This is a genomic window from Clostridium nigeriense, from assembly GCF_050585245.1.
GTDB lineage: Bacteria > Bacillota > Clostridia > Clostridiales > Clostridiaceae > Clostridium > Clostridium nigeriense_A.
The window spans coordinates 99,521-117,598 of record NZ_JBNOOF010000001.1; the positions used below are offsets into that span (position 1 = coordinate 99,521).

Sequence of the window (18,078 nt, forward strand, 5' to 3'; positions counted from 1 at the left end):
TAACTACTGCATCCCGATTAATTTAATTCATTGGTATTTTCACATTTGCACCAAATCCAAATAGTGCGTTTTTCTTTTGCTTGTAAATATATTGTTTCATCTCTTCAAGCTTTTTATCATATTGCTCACACAAAGATTCTCGATTCTTTTTGATAATAAACTTTTCTGCTTTCTTTTCTGCACTTGCATAACTCCCAGCTGAAAATCCTTTTGCCTTTTCGTATGCTGGTAGCGTAAATTTATCGAGCACACTTATTTCACGAAGCTCTTTAAAGGAATCAATAATCCTTATATATGAGATACCTGATTCCCTTGAAATTTGCTTCCTTTCTAAACCAACTACAAACCCAAATGAAAAACTTGCATTACTCTTTGGTACATCTTTTAAAAGCTCTAAGTTTCTTTCACTTTTTGGCAATGTGAATAAAAATCTTAATTCGTTATTAATCTCTTCAAATTCTAACTCTTCATATTCAAATTCATGGGAATATGAATGATTTTTCAGGAGTTTTGTTTTATAACTATGAGCCTTATTACTTAGTAATGCTAATTTAAACGCTAGTGGTGAGATTTTCTCCCTAAATTTTTTGCCAGTCTTTCTATCAGTAATTGGAGTTGAAAGGCTTCTAAGAGGCAATGAGCCCCCAATATAAATGTGATTCGTCCCAACTCTTATCTCTGCATTTGTAACACTAATGCTTCTTGTTTCGTTCTCTAAAATTCTAGTTTCTAACATTATGCTATATCCTCCATAACATCCTCAAGATAAATTATCAAGATAAATTATCTTTTCTTCTATTCTACTCTTGATTTCAGCTATTTTTGATGTAGCCATTAGATATAACATATTATTTATATGTTCCTCAGTTGGTACTTCCAAGGTGCTTAAAATATCTCTAAGTTGCACACCTAACTCCTTAACTTTCTCCTCAGAAGCATGTCTTAGTGTCTTATTTATTCTTCCCACAGTCGTAATTTTTCTGTACTCTTTTTTTATTTCTTCCTCTAAGTCATCAGCAAGTTTCTGCCTTTGTTCTCTTGGAAAATCCTTATCTAACTCTTTAGTTTGTAAAATCTTATTATAGTCACTTCTGTAGCTTAAATGACTATTAATGCTTCTAATAAATACTTCTGTTTCAGTCAAAGATTCTATATCATCAAAAATTTTATTACAATCAATTTCATCCAATTTTATCTCATAATTGTTTAACTCTTCATTAAGTTGTTTTAGAGTTGTTAATGCCACTGAAACACCAATAGGATTTAGAACTAATTGTTGTTTAATGTTTGGATTCACGAGCATACCTAATGATAAATCATAATTTTCAATCATTTGTATTCTCTTTGCGTTTATACCTTTATTTGTTATACTTTTGCTTCTTACCATAAAATTAAATTCTCCTTTTTCTAGTTATTTTCTTTTAATCTTTTAATTTTTTCTGCTCTTGCATACTCTAATAGTTCTTCATCTGTATAATTTTCCAACTTCATAAGCTCCAGTATCTCTTTTTCTCTATATTCTTCCTTTATATACTGGAGGTAATCTTGCATAAGATATTCCCTTATACTCTTACCATACTTTTCTTTATGCCATTTCTCGTAATTCAATATAATCTGATATAGCTTACCAGTAAAAATATACTCATGTGGTAGTTTAGGCTTCATTGCTTTAAATCTAGCTTTGATAAACCACTGCATAAATTCATCATTCATAATAGAATTTCTTTTCTTTTTTGTCTTAACTTTTTTTATCATTGTTCCTCCATATCTAATACTAAAATTGATTTCCTACTCTTAGGAGTCATTCCAAACTCAACCAATATAGTATTTATTTTTGAATATACATCCAGCTTACTCTTCAATAACTTATTGAATAGCATCAAGTTTCCTTCTTTTTTGCACTCTCTGCATTGAGTGTTTAAATAGTCAGCATCATCCAGTAGCTCAACCAATATCTTTAATGAAAATAAATCAGTGTTTACTAGGTTTGGATAATCATTAAGAATAGCTCTAGCTATTGCTTTTTGTTTATGTCCATAAACTTGTTCTATCAATTGTTCAACCCTATCTGAATCAAAAGCATTAAAGAAGTTCTGTAACTGTTCCTCTTTTGTTACATTAAGATTATTATTGAAAATCATATCTTCCATACTCTTGACCTCTTTTCTGTGCTGGTTTCAAAAGCCGAAGGATTGTTAAAATACAGTTTAAGACTTTCTCTGATTATATCTGCTATTGATATACACTTCTTAAAAGAAGCATGATTAAGCATTTCTTTTTCTTCTTCTGTGAATCTTATTGAAATTGTTGTACTCTTACTCTTATTGTTTCTCAAAACTTTCTCTCCTTTCCTCAAAATTAATCTTGAATCTATGCTTGACAAATTTTTTATCATCATGCTAAGATAATCTCATAAATAAAAAAAGCCTTTGAGCTATTGAATTAACTAGCTTACAAGGCTTTTTTTGTGTTACGTTTTATTTTTTTATTTGTATTTCATGTGCTAATTAAAAAGTTGGTGATTTTTTAAAATATTTCACAAAAGGGAGGGGCTGAACTCTATAGCACACTAAATAAAAAAAAGAAGGTCATTTATGCCATTGTTAATCATTCCAATAGAATTTAGCTTCTTACTTTTATTTTTTTCTTTCCTCACATCATCAAACATTATTTATAATCATATTTAATATTATCTAATCACATTCAATACTTACTTATCTACATATCATCTAATGTATCAATTCATCATACACTTACTTTATTCAACTCATTTCAATATCTCATAGATATATATCAATCTACTTTTTAATACTCTATAACTCCCCCATATTCTATTGTGACTTACTAACACATTATTATTTAATCAACTTATAATATATTCTTATTGCATAGTTATTCTTAAGTTGTTAAATGAGGTTGTTGTTACTGGTATTTAATTTAGTATAGGTAATAGCCTAGCTGTCCTTACATTCTTTATCAATGTAACTTCCTTTGACTATTACCTATACTATTTATAATAAAACAAATAAAAGAATTTAATAAGCTTTGAATTTATACAAAGATAAAAACTCTACTTATTATATTTACAATCCCCTTTGAGAGATTGCATTTATCTACACACATCTAAACGTATGCACTTAAATACAATCTTTAAAGCTAGAATATCACCGTTCCTATATGATACTCTAGCTTAAAGAACTAGTATAGTAGAGAGATACTTTTACTTCCTAGTAGGAGATTTTATTTTTATGCTAGTTATGGAATGTTTAGAATCAATAGCTACCACTATTGAAATGAATGATAAATGATAGCTACTCAAAACTTACATGAAATTTAGAATACTATGGTTTTACCTTAGTGGTTTTTATTATGAAATGTAAGCTTTGAGTAAACATCAATCTTTATCACAGTTTAGTATTAAATATCTTATTGCCTGACTTCTGCTAGTATGCAATTTTTTAGCTATCTGTTCTAACTTCTGTTTCAACTCTTCATCTAGGTTCAATAACATAGAATATTTCAAGTCTTAATTGCTCCTTTCTTTTTAATAACTAGAGCTCTAGCATTATGAACTAGAGCCTTTATCTTTTGTTTTTCGGTTTTCGGTCGTTCCTAAAGGTGATATATATTATTTATATACCCCCTCAAATACTATATGATTTATGACTCTTTTTGTGCGATATTTACGAATATTTTTAAATTACTTTTATTAAATATTCGGATATTAATTTGCACACCTTATCTATTCTTCTACTAACATTTGAATGATGCAATCCAACTTCTTCGCCTATCTCTTGGATTGTCCAACCCTCATTGTACTTTGTAATGATACTACTATCTAATGCACTAAGATTCAATTCTTTAAGTGCCCTTTGTAAATCTGCAACAAGGATTATATCATCTAAATTCAAAAGTGTTTCTCCTAACCATAAATGTCCTAATAACTTCTTAATGTGCATCCAATTACTATAATTAATAATATCCAACTTATTTTCATATACTTTGGTTGGAGTTGGTCTTTCACATTCCAAACCTTTTAACTTTGTTATGCTTAACTTCATATCAGCGTTAACTTCTCCTAGATGCTCCCTTATTATTTTAAAGCTTAATGGTGTTCTTATAAGTTCTCCATCCTTTTTCTTTTTAATAATAATTTCCCTTGTATGTTCTCCTTTCTTTATCTTCTGAAACTCTTGACCTAGGAATTCCCTTAATGGTTGATACCCCCTTAAAATTCCCCCAAGATTTGATTGTTCCTTTAATAGTGCTGGTGTAATTGTAATAGCATTTGATTTATATTGAATACCATTAGTCTTTAACTTATTCTCTTGAGCTTCTTTCTGCTCTTCTGTATTCCCTTCCCCTTTAGCAATGAATCTCTTAGGCTTCTCAGCATCATTATATTGCTTGTCAGTAAGCGTAGTATAAGAATACTGTTTCTCTTTATCCATTGAACCTTTAAGCAACCAATTACTATAAGTTTCAATCCTTCTATTGTTGTAATTATCCTCACTAAGCTTATTGAAATTCCTATCATTAGCATTAGTATAAGAATCCTTAATTTCATTAGTTTCTAGAATGCTTTCTAAATACTTGCTTCTAGCTTTTGCACTTGCAATTTCCTTTTTTAATTCTACTTCTGTAATGTCCATAATCTTTTGTATCTCCCTTATTGTATATATTTGATGCAACTTAATACTGCATCCAGTGAACTTCCCCTCCTTTACTTTTCATTTACAATAAGTTTTTCATTAGAATCTAATAGACTCCCCTCAGTAGAATTTCGTTAGAAATTCGCTGAGAGTTATCTATTATGATTTTTATCTATTATTAATTTATCTATTATTATGTTATCTACTTTTTGATGATTAATATAATTAAGTATATCTACTTTTTGATGAATAATATATAAAGTATATCTACTTTTTGATAGCCTATTGAAGTGTATCTACTTTTTGATAGTTTACTCTTTTTTATTAAGTATCTCTTTATAAAAGGCACTTTCTTTATAGTGTGGACATCTAATTTCTTGAGGTGTTCCACTGTGGTGTTTAATCTCAATTATTTCGATTAACCCAACTTTTTCAAGTAACCTATTTACTTTTTTTAAGTAATCCTTATTTTTGCCATTAACACTTAGTCCAACTGCTTCAAGTGTTTTAGCTTGTGGCATTTTATAAATACCAGTATTATTATTTTTATAGCAATACTTATAATACTGAATATAGATTCTTATTAAATTCTTATGAAGCAACTTTAAAAGGTCATCTAAAAACTTCACATCAAACAATAGATTTCCACCTATATATTTTTGTGGAATTTTATAAACTCTTTCATCATTAAAAGTAGTATCAATTATAAATCCTAACTTGATAAGATTATTAAAAGCTTTCTTAAAGGTATTAACTGATACACCAGCTTTTTTTGATAACTCCGTAAAATTTATATTGTTTTTATAAATATAACGATGTGTTTCTTTCATATCAGCATTCCATTTACTTTCTAATAACAAGCTAATCAATACCTCATAATTAAACTCTTTTCTATTAATAAGTGTTTCATTGCTAGTTGGCATATTAATACTCCAATCTTCTTTCTTTTTAGTGGCTTTAGGAGCTATAATTTCAACTTTATTTTCTTGAAATTGCTCTTTAACTTCCTCAACTTGTCCAACTGTAGCTGGAGCTTCTTCCCTTACTGGATTCCCATATATATCATATACAATAGGCTCTCCATTCTCATCAAATGTATCTCTGATGATTCCTTTTTGTCTGATATCTCCAAACATTCCTCCATTGAAATTAAAATCATTACCAAAATTAAAATTACTCATAATTTAATCTACTCCTTTGTTTATCATATTTTTATCACCTTCTCTACTCCTTAATTCATCCTTCATTAAGCAATTACTTTCCTAAGGTAAAAACTCATACAAGCATTAGCAATTTAGTTCTTATATCAACTTTTAATGAGTTTGCTGGAGATTGTCTTATTTGCTCCAGCATTAGTTATCATAATTTTCTAAGAGTTATTTCTAAGATAATTTAGTACACTGCTTTGAGAACTAAAATATATAACTGAATCTTTTTCATCATCATATATAATATTTATTTCATATCTAGAATAGTAATTATTTCCTTTTGTAATAAATATTCTAATATCAGCTTTATTACAATTAAGTATTGTACACTCTTCATTTTGATAAATTGAAATTTCAAAACCTAAATCTAATAAAGCCTTTAAAATTCTTCTCATATCATTTTTAACTTTTATAATGTTATTTTCTGGTTTAGACCCTCTTTTTTCTATTCCTCCAAACGGTTTTATAAATCCTTCACAACTTCCAAATTTCACATTATTAATCATAATTATTTTGTACCTCCATTAGTTTCTAATTCATTTAATTTTCCTTCTATAATTTCTCTTATCCACGAACTTACTCGAACACGATTGTCCCAGCAAAAATCTTCTACTCTCTTATTCAGTTCCTCACTCATCCTAATATTAATTGCTTTAACTTGTTTTGCCATAATTCATTCTCCTTTTCTTTATTAATTATTCCAACGAGCTATTATCCGTAACGTACAGTAAAAAACGTAAAATTATTTTATTTTTTTACTAAAAATATTTTTGCTCTGTTATTTAAAGATAAAAAAAGAAGCATACAAACATATGCTCCTTACTACTTTTATCTATTTTGACCTGAGTGCGATATTATCGCCTTCAGCTTTTCATCTTTATCTCTTGCTGGAATATAACCACCTGTTTTTCTTATCTGCTTTAATATTTCTTTAACTTCTTTCTTAAAAGCTTTTGCTATTGGTTTTCTGCTTTGCATTAGCACTTCATAAAGTCCATCTTCTGTTAAGAACAGCATCTGTTGAGTATTTCTTGATTTGGATGTGCTATAACTATTAGTTACATCACATACCATAGTTACTTTTTCATCTTCATCTACTGTATTAAGCATCTTACTTGGATTACTATGCTCAATCCATTCAGCCACATCTTTAGCTAAGAATAGTGGATTTTCTTTTGTTCCATAAATTCTAAAATTTTTACCTAATAACTCTCTTTGGTCTATAATAGCTAGTTCATTGTTTTTAATATTAGTAATTGGAGCTTCAATAAAAATCAAATTTCATCTTACATATTGTAATTGTTAATACTAAATGATATTATAAAAGTAAGGAAGCAAGTGTAAAGATTTGTGACTACATTTTAGATAAGGGTTTTAAAAAAGTTAGTGTTCGAGCACTAGCTTTTTTGCTTTTCATCACTTAACTATATCAAATTCTTTTTTTATTACACAAAAAAGATGCTCCAATTAATCTAAACCTCTCAATAAATAAACTCCTGATTTTATTCCCATTATTTATTTTAAATTCTCTAAGTATTAACCAAGTATTTACTTAGTCATTACCTAGTAAATACTAACTTATTATAGATTTATAAAAATTACTTTAAATAGTTATTTTTATTGAATTTTACATCAATAAATGCTACTATTTAAAAGTAAAAAATCTAATAAAAGGGGATATAAAAATGAGTTTAAAAAAATATCTAATAGGTATAGATGATTTAGAATTAAGAGAAGCTGAGGTAGCAATTGTTTTAGCTGATAATAAGGAAAGTGCCATTGAAAAATATATTGCTAATATAGGTATTAAAAATGAATTTTTTTTAGAAGATGTATATTCTCCCTGCGTAAATATGTCGTATGCAGAAAGTTTATTTGAAGATAATTATGAAGAACATATATATAACGGATATGGATACTCAAGATATTCACAAGAAGAAATTGATGAATTTTTTAATGATAATGTAAAAAATTTATTCAAAGGAAATGATGATTGGTATAAATTATATATGTCAATTTTTGAATATGAAGATGAAAAAAACGAAGATGGATATTTAATACCTAAAACTGTAACATTTCCAAATGAAATGCTTGTTCATATGTTTAAAAATAATGAAAGTTATATGAATGAATTACTTTGTAAAGAAATAGGTGTAGAAATAAAGGAAATTATTTAAAATATGTGTATCTTTTTCATATGTGGGAGGTAAATGCTTAATGTTTCGTATTGATAATAACTTTAAAGATAATGATATTACTTACAACCGTAAATTAAAACTTGAAGAATATGATGATAATGGCAACATAATCGATTGTGTAGAATTTTCTCAAAAAGATTTAATGGAATTTTACATATTTAAAAATAATGGATACCATGATATTCGTACTGCTAGAAAAAGTATCAAAGACTATTTTAATGTTGGTAATAAAGAACTTAAAATTAAATTATTAAACCATATTTTCTACCAGTATACACTTAATAATGACTTAGTTAACTCTATCGAATCCATAATTACAACATACAATGAAGATGAATTAAACTTTGCATTTTCAATAAAAAACTATGTATGGAATGAATGCAAATTTCAACTTAGTATGCAAGATAGTTCTTTCTTTAAAAATATGTCTTTTGAAGAAGTTTTAAAATGGATACAAAGTGTTAATGGAATATACTATGCAGTAGCTAATGATGGAACTAAAGGAATGGCTTATCTAGATAAACCTACTAAAAAACAAGCTAAATATCAAAGACAAAAAAATGGTAAAAGAATAGTATTCTTAAGTTTTAAAGATTGGAAAGAATACTCTATATCTGAAAATGAATTAGATTAAAAAAAGGAAGCTCTTTATTAGAGCTTCCTTATATAAATTCGATATTTTATTTATATCTTTGATTATTAATTAGTAAATGCATTCTCTTAAACCAATCACTTCCGAGATGTGCATTCAAAAGCGTTATCATTTCTTCAATTGTCCATATTTGAATACGCGGATTTTCTTTTTTTAATTTTTCGCTTACATATCCAGTACAAAAAATAACTCCACGATTAACATGGTCATAGCTAATTACTCCAAAAAGTGCCCTTATAATCGTAACATCCAATTCAGTGGTTTTATATAGTTTACATTCCACATAAACTACTTCATCCCCATCTTCCCTTTTTATCCTTGCAATAATATCCTTTCCACCATCTCTAGTAGCTGGTGTTACTTGTACTTCATATCCTAAATGCTCATACAAACTTGCTATTAATAATTCAAACTCTCTTGGGGTTAAATTTAGTATATACTTCTCTAATCCATCATTACAATATATAAACTTTGCTTCTATTATCGATATACATTGATTTATTCCTATTATTCTATCATCAGGCATATATGCTACCTCTGAAGATAAATACGTACCTAACGCTTTTATCGCCTTATATGGATTATATGGTAATAATTGCAATATCCATGTTAGACCTTCCCAAGCATCTTGCCCCTCATCTAGCCTTCTATACTTTTCAATTTTTTCAAAGCTTCTTGCCATACTATGCTCAACAACATCATCATTCATTATAGTATTGTTTTCTTTAATATTTTCATAGCAAATCTTTGCATACTTATAATCCGACATATCTAATCCCCTAGTAAAAGGTGTTAATAAATGCCTGAGCAATTCTAAAACATCACTTTCATTTTTACCTTCTATATTTTTAATATATTCATCTAACCATTCATGGTATGGAATCCTAAACCTTGGATATACTTCCTCATTTCTTTTTGCTAAGAAAAACCATTCATCAAGATTTTTATAGTTATCCGTATAGCACCACTCTAAAATCTCCATTTGTAACAATCTCCATTTATCTATTTTTTATTATTAAATAAATTCATACTTTCATTTCAATATAATAATTACTATTTAATCTTCTCATAGCTATTGATTAAATTTTCTTTGTTTTTTATTATATTTTTATATTCACTTATTAACATTTTTAAAAATCTATCTATTACTATCATTGTTAATACCGATTCTACAACAACTAGTCTTATATCTACCCATATTGGTATAGATACTAATTGAGTATTCGTTATTTTTTCTAACGAGTTTAATACTGTTATAAATATCGATATAAGATATATCCATAATTTAGGACTTAGTGTAATTATTACATTGTTATGGAAAGTCATTATTTTTTCGAACTCATTGACTCTAGTTCTTTTAAAAACTTTAGAAAAAATACCATCCACTATTTTAAAGATAAGTAGTCCACTTTTCTGCGGTAAATATGCCATAATACATAACGTTAATGTTAAACTAATATACGCTGATATTTTAGCATCACTATTAAAAATACTTAACAGCAATATACTTAAAATATGTATAGCATCATAAACAAGATTAATTGATATAATAAAAATAACAATAGTACTCATAACCATTAATACTAATCTTACCTTAGAAAAAATCTTATTTCTTTTATATATTTTTTCTATCATCTTTATTATATTATTTCCTACTAATTTCTTAAACTTATTTGACTTTACGTTTATTTTTAATACTATTAACTCTATTCCAACAATAATAAGCCTTATTAATTCTATAAATATAATTACTCCGTTAATTGCAAGTGTTAACGCCATTAATGGATTATTTAAAAGATTTTCAACCATACTCTACCTCCTTAATTTTACATTTTATTGAATTATATCACATTTTTAAACAAAAAAGGGGGTACTACTTAAAAATTATTTAAATAAAATTCATCTTTTATCTATCCAAAAAAGAAGCTGAAATAAATCCAACTTCTAAACTACTATATGTAACGTATTGTATCTATACTTATTATATCTCTTTCAAACTCTAACTCCTTCTTTAAATCCCTAACAAATTTAATAACATTACTTCTTAATATCTTTTTACATTCAGTATTACTATTAATCATACCAACAAGCTCATTTGGTAATGTTATTGTCAGTTTCTTATCCACTTTACCTTCTTCTATTCTCTCAATTTTACTATTAGCATTTAATAGCTCTAATTGTTCCCTTGTTAATCTCTTATCTAAAAATTCTTCTAAATTCATTTTTATTCTCCTTTGTATCTTAATTTTAATATTTGTTGCTCTCTCCAGCTAAACTCTAGCTATCCAATTATCTAAGTTATAAATTTCTTCTTCTTGTTCAATCCCACACCAGCCTTTTACAGTTACTATTGCATAATATCCATAGTCATAATGGTGCTCTATTGTTCCTCGTAGCCATTCTAGAGTATCTTCATCCAAAAGCTCTATAGTATCACCACTTGTGAAATAATAGCTTGTACCTTTAATTTGGTATCTTCCTTGGTCATTTGTGAATAATCTACCTTTTATCATTTTAATCTCTCCACATTTCCTTTTTCCATTTGTGTAATCTATCCCAAGTTGGCTCTATGTCCAACGCTTTACATACTTTTATAAACTCTTCTAATACATATATACTCATTTTTTCCTCCTTGATTTTAAACTCACAAGGTAGTATAATTCTTAATGGTTAGTTAAGAGTGCTCCTACCTTTTGGAGTGCTTTTTTTATTTTAAGCTCCATATGGAACTCCATATAGCTCTAACTCTCTTAGTGCTTCTTGAGTTTCCCTTTCTTCAGGAGTTAATCTTATGTAACTACCTTTTAAATACTTTTCAATATCTCTACTAACATATACTCCAGCTTCCTCAGCTTGGTCTATATAAAGACTTAGTAACAAACTAAAGTATTTCCCTTTCTTCTTTTTAAACTGGTGTATTGCCTTTCTAAGTGCTTCCAAATCCATATCACCAATTAAAAACTCTTGCTTTTGACTTAATTTAATACCTTGCTTTAAAACCAATCCAATTTTTTGTTGATGTTCTATTGAATATTCTGAAATCTCAACTTCATTATCTTTAATATCATTTATTGTCATTTGTAATCCTGATTCTTTACAATCACTTACTATAATTGGCTTTATAGTATCATCTTCATTTTCAACTTCTTCTACAACTGGCGTTTCTTCTGTTGGAGCTTTAGTTGAATTTTGTTTTTTATTAGAATCAACTTCTTGAGCCTTTTCTCCTACAAAATGTAGATATCTTTCTATAAAGTAATGTGATTTATTACCTATAGTTTTCTTAACTGTAATGTAGCCTTTAACAACTAAAGACTTAATTGTATCAGCAATATTAGCTCTTCTTCCGATTCCAGTTGCAGACATGATATCTTCATATTTGGGATATGCATAGTTATCTTTTATATTGAATTGTTTTATTAGATACATAAGAATTGATTTTTCTTTTAAGTTTAGATTTGAATCAGAATAGATATCATTCATACTTGCTAATAAGTCTTTAATCATAACCACTACCTCCTTTCATTGAATTAAGTTGCATTAAGTTTCTATAAACATATTACCATAGCTTTAAACTTAATGCAACTACCTTAAACAAAGTTCTTTTAAATTTCTTTAAGTTGTATTAAGTTTATGTTATACTATATATAGATAATTCAATACTTGGAGGTATTTTAATGGAGAATAAAAATAGTAGACAAAGAGAACTTGTAAATAGAACTAGAGTATCAACTTCGATAGATACAAAACTTGTAGAACGATTAGAAGAAATTCATAAAGCAACTAAAATTCCTAAATCAAAACTTTATGATGAAGCATTAGAAATGTTATCTAAAAAATATAGTGAGTAGGTTAGAAACTAACTTACTCACTTTTTATTTAAATTCAGCCAATAGAGCTTCTGCTCCTATTAGCTAATAATACTAATATTAATAAAAGTAATATATGTAAAGTAATATATATCAAATTCCTATAGTGGAATTTCTAGAAGTTTCACTGTGGAACTTCTAAGTAATTTTTGATAATTCCATAAAAAATAAAGGTCACTTTTAAAAGTAACCTTTTCTATAATATATATTTTTTTAATTTAGATTTTTGAGAATTAAAAGTTTGATTTACTACTTATTTCTCATTGTTTCTAATGGGGAGTAATTCATGTATTTCTTTCTTAAATCTTCATCTTTCAAGTCTAAATAAGCCTTTTCCGTTACCGATACACTACTATGACCTAATATTTTGGATAAAATAAAAATAGAACCTCCATTAAGTAAAAATCTTCTACTAAAGTTATTTCTTAATCCATGTGGAGTTATATTTTTATCTATCTTTGCTCTAGACAAATAGCCTCTAAAATTTCTTTCAAAATTTCCTTGTTCAATCTTTCTATTAGTTCTTTGAGTTGGAAATAATAAATCACTTTCTTGTATTACATCTTTAAACTTAATCCATCTTTGTAATAGCTTCTGCATTTCATAACTAAAGAAAACTACTCTATCTTTTCTTCCTTTTGTTATATCTCCATCAAGAAATATGGTACATCTAAACAAATCTATGTTTTCAAGCTTCAACTCTAAAGTTTCACCTAATCTCATTCCAGTATCAAAAATTAAATTGATAATTGTAAAATCCCTAAATTCGTGGAACTTTGATAAATCTAAAACTTTAATAAGCTTTTTATATTCTTCATCTGTTAACTGTTCTTTTGGTCTTCTTGTTACTTTTAAAGATTTTATAGAATGAATATTTGTTTTTTTTACTAAGTTATTTTCTTCTGCATATGTAAAAAAAGCTTTAATATTTCTTAGATATCCATTGATAGTAACATCAGAAATTTCTTTACCTACATCATGCCTTTTATCTATGTTTGCTTTTTCTATTCCAGCTTCACTAGATGCAAAACTATATTTACCTCTATCTTTGGTAAAAGCTAAATAGTCTTCTACAATCTTTTTATTAACTTTCTTTATATCAGTTATTTCCAATTCTTCTTCTAAATATTTTGCAAAAAGCATCAAAGTTTGATGATATGATTTTATAGTTTTTAATCTTAAATTTTTATAATTGCAATACTCCAAATATTCTACAATTATACTATTAATAGTTTTTGTTTTAATAATTTTGGGCACAAAAAATCACTCCTAATCATAAATTGCCAACCTATGAATTAGAAGTGATATATGTTGTATATTTATTGGTTTGAAAAACCTATTTTCATACCCTCATTATTAGTGTTGGTTGGTATAGGATTTTTCAACTTTGGCTTTATTACTCGTTCTAACTTACTTTATTCTTAAGTCTTAGCTTATCTGCAATGATTGCTATAAATTCACTATTTGTTGGCTTACCTTTTTCATTATGAATAGTATAACCAAATAGTTTGTTTATTGCATCTACTTGTCCTCTTCCCCAAGCAACTTCAATTGCATGTCTTATAGCTCTTTCTACTCTTGAGGCTGTAGTATTGTATTTTTTCGCTATTGAAGGATATAGTTCTTTCGTAACAGCTGATAATAATTCCATATCGTTTACCACCATAGTAATTGCTTCTCTTAAATACATATACCCTTTAATATGAGCTGGTACACCGATTTCATGAATTATGTTTGTAATTTCTGTTTCCAAATCTATAGGACCCTTAGATTGTACTTTTACATCTGTTTCTATCACTGTATTAGTTTGCTTTTTAATTACATTACTTGTAGTTTCATTAAACATTTCTCTGATTCTTTTTGTAAATACATCCATATCAAAAGGCATAACAACATAATAATCTGCACCTAAAGTAATAGCTCTTTGAGTTATTTTGTCTTGACCTACTGCAGAAAGCACTATAATTCTAGGCATTTTTTCTAAATTCATAGAATTAAGCTTTTCAAGCACTCCTAATCCATCTAAATGTGGCATAATTATATCCAATACCACCAAATCCGGTTGTTTTTCTTCAATTAAAGCTAAAGCTTCCCTTCCATCTTTAGCTACAGCAGTAACAATAATATCTCTTTGATTCAATAAATAATCATTTAAAATACTGCAAAACTCTTTGTTATCATCAGCTATTAATACTGAAATTTTGGAATCATTCATACTTTTCTCCCCCATCTTCCCAAATACTCCACATAAAATGAGTAAATTATAGTTCTTTAAATTTTTATCTTTATAAAACATCTATAAATACTATTTATAGATGTTCCATTAAATTACAATTTACTAAAATCGCTTTAGTATCATTATAACACATATTATTTAAATAAAATAGTTTTTTTACATTTTTTTCAAATTTAATCTAGATAAAATTTAATCTATTCAATTATGCCTGCATCTTTTAACATCCACTCTATATATATTCCATATCCCACATCTGGTTTGTTTATAAGTACATGAGTTACGGCACCTATTATCTTATTGTCTTGAATTATTGGACTTCCACTCATTCCTTGAACTATTCCACCAGTTTTTTCTAATAATTCTTGATCTACTACTTTAATAACCATACTTTTAGCACCTGGTTCTTCTTGTGGTAATAGCTTTATTATTTCAATATCATATTCCTTTGGTCCTTCTTCATCAATAGTAGTTATAATTTTAGCAGCGCCTTCTTTTATTTCACTCCTAAAACCTACTTTTAATGGCTCATTAAATACAGGATTAATTAACTTATCGCATCCACTACCAAAAATTCCAGCTTCAGTATTTTTAGCTATATTACCTAAACTATCTTTTTCATTTACAAATAATCCTTTTAATTCACCTGGTGAACCTTTTTCACCCCTTCTTATACTTATAACTGATGAATTAAGTAAATTTCCTTCTTTAATTGTAAAAGGTCTATTAGTATCTCCATCAGTTATTGGATGCCCTAATGCTCCAAATATATTTGTATTTTTATCATAAAAAGTTAATGTTCCTATGCCTGCCGTAGAATCTCTCACCCAAAGGCCCAATTTATATTCATTATTTTCTTGTTCTAATTCAATTGCTTTGTTGTTAACTACCCCATTTCTCATATATTCTATTGTAATACTTTCTTTATGCAAATTACTAATTTTCTTAGATAGATCTCTTGAGTTTTCTACATCTTCTCCATTAATCTTTGTAATTATATCTCCTAGTTCTATTCCTGAAACCTTTGCAGGACTTTCTAATTTTCCTTCTATAGTATTAATATCCGAGTGTCCAACCACTAATACTCCTTTTGTTGAAATTTTTATTCCAACATTTACTCCCCCAGGATATACTTCTAAATCTTTAACCTTAGAAACTGAAACTGATTTTATCGGTATTAAACCTAAAAGCTTAACTTCAAGTTTATCCTTAATAATTTTGCTATCCTTAATAAATATATTATTTGTAACATTAACACTATTTGTATCTTCGTTTATATATATTTTTTCTGGTATTTTAAACAAGTTAAAATATGTAAATAAACTCAGAATCAACATTGGAGTTATTATCATAACTAAATATTTAAATTTTCTATTTTTTTTCATATTATCTCCTCCTTTGTTCTGTATTTAACTTGCCCTCATATACATTCATATATGCTGTATTAAGTTTGTTAAAACCGTTAAAAATTTTAAAGAAATAACTTAAAAATATAAAAAAATAAAATCATGGTAAAGAACCATGATTTTATTTTGTTCAAAAATTTATATACTTATGTATTATATTATAAGCATTTTTCTAATATTTCTTGTTTTTTAATATCTGCAAAAGCAACCATTTCTGAAGCATTTTCCAAAGTAACGTCACTAACTTCATCTCCACTAGTCATTTTTGCTATTTCTTTAATTTTTTCATATTTATCTAAAGTTCTAATTTCTGTATAAGTTTTTCCATCTTCAACTTTTTTGGACACAAAATAATGACAGTCAGATAATGCAGCTATTTGTGGTAAATGAGTTATACATAGTACTTGATGCTTTGAAGATACTTCAAACATCTTTTCACCAACTCTTTTTGCTATTGTTCCACTTATTCCTGTATCTATTTCATCAAATATTAAAGTTGGTATTTTATCTTTATCAACAAATACACATTTCATAGCAAGCATAATTCTAGAGAGCTCACCACCAGATACAACTTTTTCTAAAACTTTTAAAGGTTCCCCAGGATTTGTAGAAATTAAAAAAGTCACATCATCCGATCCTCTTGAATTAAAACTATCACTATTTTCTATATCTATTTTTATCTCCGCTTTTTCCATCCCAACATAATTTAATTCAGACTTTATTTTTTCTTCTAAATTACATGCATATTCTTTTCTAATATTATGCATTATTTCACATACATTTTTCATTTCTTTTTCAATTTCATTTTTTTTCGAAGTTAGTCTATTGATAATCTCTTCAGAATTAACCAGCTCTTCATATTGAGATTTTAATTTTTTTAAATAATTTAAAATTTCTTCAATAGATTCGCCATATTTTTTCTTATATAAACTAATTTCATATATTCTTGAATTTATCTTTTCAAGTTCAAATTCATCATAATGAATTTCTGAGGAAAGATCTCTAATCTCTCGTGCTATTTCTTCTAAAGTATATAAAGATTCTTCTATTTTCTCTCTTCTGTCTTTTATTTTTTCAAAATGATTTTCAATAACGGAAAGTTCATAAACAGCTTTAGATAGTCCTTCAATAACAGATATTCCCTCCATAGGACTATCTAAAATTGCATAACTCTTACTTAAAGCTAAAGAAATTTTTTCAGCATTAGAAAGTAAATTAAATTCTTCTTTTAAATCCTCTTCTTCATTTATCTTAAGATTGGCTTTTTCAATATCATCTATTTGAAACTTTATGTAATCTAAAAGTTTTTCTCTATCAGTATTACCGTTTAATTCATTGATTTTTTCTATAATTGAACTTTGTTCTTTTCTTAGTTCCTCATAAACTTTTAAATGTTTATTAATTTCTTCACCAATAAAATCATCTAAATATAAAATATGAAAAGCTTTATTCAATAAGTTCTGATTTTGATGTTGACCATGTATGTCCAAAAGTTTTTCTCTTATTCTTTTTAAGTAATATAAAACTACTGATTTACCATTAACTTTAATTATACTTTTTCCTGATATAGTTGTTTCTCTAGATATTATTAATATTTCATCCTCAATTCCCTGTTCTTCTAACACATTTACTAGTTCAGGATTTTCTATAGAAAATATAGCTTCTACAAAGGTTTTTTCTTCTCCATATCTAATTAAATCTTTAGAAAATTTTCCTCCTAAAACATAATCTATAGTATCTATTAAAATAGATTTACCAGCACCTGTTTCTCCAGATAAAATATTAAATCCTTTTCCAAATTCAACACATAATTCTCTAATTAAAGCAAAATTTTTTATATTTAATTGCAATAACATTCAA

General features: G+C 27.1%; 23 protein-coding genes. 3 read left to right on the plus strand and 20 right to left on the minus strand.

The window, feature by feature from the left end:
* Positions 1-22: 22 nt before the first annotated feature.
* From ACQPUY_RS00480 to ACQPUY_RS00530, 11 genes are all read right to left on the minus strand, one after another.
* Positions 23-736, minus strand: a complete 714-nt coding sequence (locus tag ACQPUY_RS00480) for an HK97 family phage prohead protease (RefSeq protein ID WP_430838901.1) — start codon at positions 734-736, stop codon at positions 23-25.
* 24 nt (positions 737-760) lie between these two features.
* Complete coding sequence (locus ACQPUY_RS00485) at positions 761-1,387, minus strand: hypothetical protein (RefSeq protein WP_430838903.1); 627 nt, start codon at positions 1,385-1,387, stop codon at positions 761-763.
* A gap of 20 nt (positions 1,388-1,407) precedes the next feature.
* A complete protein-coding gene (locus tag ACQPUY_RS00490) occupies positions 1,408-1,755 on the minus strand; it encodes a hypothetical protein (protein ID WP_430838904.1) in 348 nt (115 codons plus the stop codon).
* On the minus strand, positions 1,752-2,150 hold the full coding sequence (locus ACQPUY_RS00495) for a hypothetical protein (protein WP_430838905.1): 399 nt from the start codon (positions 2,148-2,150) through the stop codon (positions 1,752-1,754). The genes ACQPUY_RS00490 and ACQPUY_RS00495 overlap by 4 nt, the downstream gene beginning before the upstream one ends.
* Positions 2,138-2,335: a hypothetical protein gene (locus ACQPUY_RS00500; protein WP_430838906.1), complete on the minus strand. Its 198-nt coding sequence runs from the start codon at positions 2,333-2,335 to the stop codon at positions 2,138-2,140. Before ACQPUY_RS00500 ends, ACQPUY_RS00495 begins: the two co-directional genes overlap by 13 nt.
* Before the next feature lie 1,059 nt (positions 2,336-3,394).
* Positions 3,395-3,523 carry a ribbon-helix-helix protein, CopG family gene (locus ACQPUY_RS00505; RefSeq protein WP_430838907.1) on the minus strand — a complete coding sequence of 43 codons (129 nt, stop codon included), beginning with the start codon at positions 3,521-3,523 and terminating at the stop codon, positions 3,395-3,397.
* A 172-nt stretch (positions 3,524-3,695) separates the two neighbouring features.
* Entirely contained in the window at positions 3,696-4,652 is a 957-nt protein-coding gene (locus tag ACQPUY_RS00510) for a hypothetical protein (RefSeq protein WP_430838908.1), read from the minus strand.
* 311 nt (positions 4,653-4,963) lie between these two features.
* Positions 4,964-5,833 carry a hypothetical protein gene (locus ACQPUY_RS00515; RefSeq protein WP_430838910.1) on the minus strand — a complete coding sequence of 290 codons (870 nt, stop codon included), beginning with the start codon at positions 5,831-5,833 and terminating at the stop codon, positions 4,964-4,966.
* A 188-nt stretch (positions 5,834-6,021) separates the two neighbouring features.
* Positions 6,022-6,366, minus strand: a complete 345-nt coding sequence (locus ACQPUY_RS00520) for a hypothetical protein (protein WP_430838911.1) — start codon at positions 6,364-6,366, stop codon at positions 6,022-6,024.
* Positions 6,367-6,368: 2 nt separating this feature from the next.
* A complete protein-coding gene (locus ACQPUY_RS00525) occupies positions 6,369-6,530 on the minus strand; it encodes a hypothetical protein (RefSeq protein ID WP_430838912.1) in 162 nt (53 codons plus the stop codon).
* A gap of 158 nt (positions 6,531-6,688) precedes the next feature.
* Positions 6,689-7,138 carry a BRO-N domain-containing protein gene (locus tag ACQPUY_RS00530; RefSeq protein WP_430838913.1) on the minus strand — a complete coding sequence of 150 codons (450 nt, stop codon included), beginning with the start codon at positions 7,136-7,138 and terminating at the stop codon, positions 6,689-6,691.
* 407 nt (positions 7,139-7,545) lie between these two features.
* Between ACQPUY_RS00530 and ACQPUY_RS00535 the strand changes: the two genes are divergently transcribed.
* Positions 7,546-8,037 carry a hypothetical protein gene (locus ACQPUY_RS00535; RefSeq protein WP_430838914.1) on the plus strand — a complete coding sequence of 164 codons (492 nt, stop codon included), beginning with the start codon at positions 7,546-7,548 and terminating at the stop codon, positions 8,035-8,037.
* Positions 8,038-8,077: 40 nt separating this feature from the next.
* Positions 8,078-8,692 carry a hypothetical protein gene (locus tag ACQPUY_RS00540; protein ID WP_430838915.1) on the plus strand — a complete coding sequence of 205 codons (615 nt, stop codon included), beginning with the start codon at positions 8,078-8,080 and terminating at the stop codon, positions 8,690-8,692.
* Positions 8,693-8,738: 46 nt separating this feature from the next.
* On the opposite strand, the gene ACQPUY_RS00545 is transcribed toward ACQPUY_RS00540, so the two are convergent.
* From ACQPUY_RS00545 to ACQPUY_RS00565, 5 genes are all read right to left on the minus strand, one after another.
* Positions 8,739-9,692 (minus strand): restriction endonuclease, encoded by a 954-nt coding sequence (locus ACQPUY_RS00545; protein ID WP_430838917.1) that lies wholly within the window; start codon positions 9,690-9,692, stop codon positions 8,739-8,741.
* A gap of 71 nt (positions 9,693-9,763) precedes the next feature.
* Entirely contained in the window at positions 9,764-10,519 is a 756-nt protein-coding gene (locus ACQPUY_RS00550; protein WP_430838918.1) for a hypothetical protein, read from the minus strand.
* A gap of 143 nt (positions 10,520-10,662) precedes the next feature.
* Entirely contained in the window at positions 10,663-10,932 is a 270-nt protein-coding gene (locus ACQPUY_RS00555; RefSeq protein ID WP_430838919.1) for a hypothetical protein, read from the minus strand.
* A gap of 48 nt (positions 10,933-10,980) precedes the next feature.
* A complete protein-coding gene (locus ACQPUY_RS00560) occupies positions 10,981-11,223 on the minus strand; it encodes a DUF5348 domain-containing protein (RefSeq protein WP_430838920.1) in 243 nt (80 codons plus the stop codon).
* Positions 11,224-11,422: 199 nt separating this feature from the next.
* A complete protein-coding gene (locus ACQPUY_RS00565; protein WP_430838921.1) occupies positions 11,423-12,217 on the minus strand; it encodes a hypothetical protein in 795 nt (264 codons plus the stop codon).
* 170 nt (positions 12,218-12,387) lie between these two features.
* Between ACQPUY_RS00565 and ACQPUY_RS00570 the strand changes: the two genes are divergently transcribed.
* Positions 12,388-12,561, plus strand: coding sequence for a ribbon-helix-helix domain-containing protein (locus ACQPUY_RS00570; protein ID WP_430838923.1), 174 nt, complete (start codon positions 12,388-12,390; stop codon positions 12,559-12,561).
* Between the two features lie 267 nt (positions 12,562-12,828).
* On the opposite strand, the gene ACQPUY_RS00575 is transcribed toward ACQPUY_RS00570, so the two are convergent.
* The 4 genes from ACQPUY_RS00575 to recN form a co-directional block, all read right to left on the minus strand.
* Positions 12,829-13,836 carry a tyrosine-type recombinase/integrase gene (locus tag ACQPUY_RS00575; protein WP_430838924.1) on the minus strand — a complete coding sequence of 336 codons (1,008 nt, stop codon included), beginning with the start codon at positions 13,834-13,836 and terminating at the stop codon, positions 12,829-12,831.
* 148 nt (positions 13,837-13,984) lie between these two features.
* Positions 13,985-14,794 (minus strand): sporulation transcription factor Spo0A, encoded by an 810-nt coding sequence (spo0A, locus tag ACQPUY_RS00580; RefSeq protein ID WP_430838926.1) that lies wholly within the window; start codon positions 14,792-14,794, stop codon positions 13,985-13,987.
* A 215-nt stretch (positions 14,795-15,009) separates the two neighbouring features.
* The gene (spoIVB, locus tag ACQPUY_RS00585) at positions 15,010-16,197 is read right to left on the minus strand and encodes a SpoIVB peptidase (RefSeq protein WP_430838927.1); all 1,188 of its coding nucleotides are present in this window, start codon (positions 16,195-16,197) and stop codon (positions 15,010-15,012) included.
* 179 nt (positions 16,198-16,376) lie between these two features.
* Positions 16,377-18,074 carry a DNA repair protein RecN gene (recN, locus tag ACQPUY_RS00590; protein ID WP_430838928.1) on the minus strand — a complete coding sequence of 566 codons (1,698 nt, stop codon included), beginning with the start codon at positions 18,072-18,074 and terminating at the stop codon, positions 16,377-16,379.
* Positions 18,075-18,078 lie beyond the last annotated feature (4 nt).

What these genes read in the sequence shown, in the direction of transcription:
- ACQPUY_RS00480 (WP_430838901.1), bottom strand. Translation starts at nt 736, where the DNA reads ATGTTAGAAACTAGAATTTTAGAGAACGAAACAAGAAGCATTAGTGTT.
- ACQPUY_RS00485 (WP_430838903.1), bottom strand. Translation starts at nt 1,387, where the DNA reads ATGGTAAGAAGCAAAAGTATAACAAATAAAGGTATAAACGCAAAGAGA.
- ACQPUY_RS00490 (WP_430838904.1), bottom strand. Translation starts at nt 1,755, where the DNA reads ATGATAAAAAAAGTTAAGACAAAAAAGAAAAGAAATTCTATTATGAAT.
- ACQPUY_RS00495 (WP_430838905.1), bottom strand. Translation starts at nt 2,150, where the DNA reads ATGGAAGATATGATTTTCAATAATAATCTTAATGTAACAAAAGAGGAA.
- ACQPUY_RS00510 (WP_430838908.1), bottom strand. Translation starts at nt 4,652, where the DNA reads ATGGACATTACAGAAGTAGAATTAAAAAAGGAAATTGCAAGTGCAAAA.
- ACQPUY_RS00515 (WP_430838910.1), bottom strand. Translation starts at nt 5,833, where the DNA reads ATGAGTAATTTTAATTTTGGTAATGATTTTAATTTCAATGGAGGAATG.
- ACQPUY_RS00520 (WP_430838911.1), bottom strand. Translation starts at nt 6,366, where the DNA reads ATGATTAATAATGTGAAATTTGGAAGTTGTGAAGGATTTATAAAACCG.
- ACQPUY_RS00525 (WP_430838912.1), bottom strand. Translation starts at nt 6,530, where the DNA reads ATGGCAAAACAAGTTAAAGCAATTAATATTAGGATGAGTGAGGAACTG.
- ACQPUY_RS00535 (WP_430838914.1), top strand. Translation starts at nt 7,546, where the DNA reads ATGAGTTTAAAAAAATATCTAATAGGTATAGATGATTTAGAATTAAGA.
- ACQPUY_RS00540 (WP_430838915.1), top strand. Translation starts at nt 8,078, where the DNA reads ATGTTTCGTATTGATAATAACTTTAAAGATAATGATATTACTTACAAC.
- ACQPUY_RS00545 (WP_430838917.1), bottom strand. Translation starts at nt 9,692, where the DNA reads ATGGAGATTTTAGAGTGGTGCTATACGGATAACTATAAAAATCTTGAT.
- ACQPUY_RS00550 (WP_430838918.1), bottom strand. Translation starts at nt 10,519, where the DNA reads ATGGTTGAAAATCTTTTAAATAATCCATTAATGGCGTTAACACTTGCA.
- ACQPUY_RS00555 (WP_430838919.1), bottom strand. Translation starts at nt 10,932, where the DNA reads ATGAATTTAGAAGAATTTTTAGATAAGAGATTAACAAGGGAACAATTA.
- ACQPUY_RS00560 (WP_430838920.1), bottom strand. Translation starts at nt 11,223, where the DNA reads ATGATAAAAGGTAGATTATTCACAAATGACCAAGGAAGATACCAAATT.
- ACQPUY_RS00565 (WP_430838921.1), bottom strand. Translation starts at nt 12,217, where the DNA reads ATGATTAAAGACTTATTAGCAAGTATGAATGATATCTATTCTGATTCA.
- ACQPUY_RS00570 (WP_430838923.1), top strand. Translation starts at nt 12,388, where the DNA reads ATGGAGAATAAAAATAGTAGACAAAGAGAACTTGTAAATAGAACTAGA.
- spo0A (WP_430838926.1), bottom strand. Translation starts at nt 14,794, where the DNA reads ATGAATGATTCCAAAATTTCAGTATTAATAGCTGATGATAACAAAGAG.
- spoIVB (WP_430838927.1), bottom strand. Translation starts at nt 16,197, where the DNA reads ATGAAAAAAAATAGAAAATTTAAATATTTAGTTATGATAATAACTCCA.
- recN (WP_430838928.1), bottom strand. Translation starts at nt 18,074, where the DNA reads ATGTTATTGCAATTAAATATAAAAAATTTTGCTTTAATTAGAGAATTA.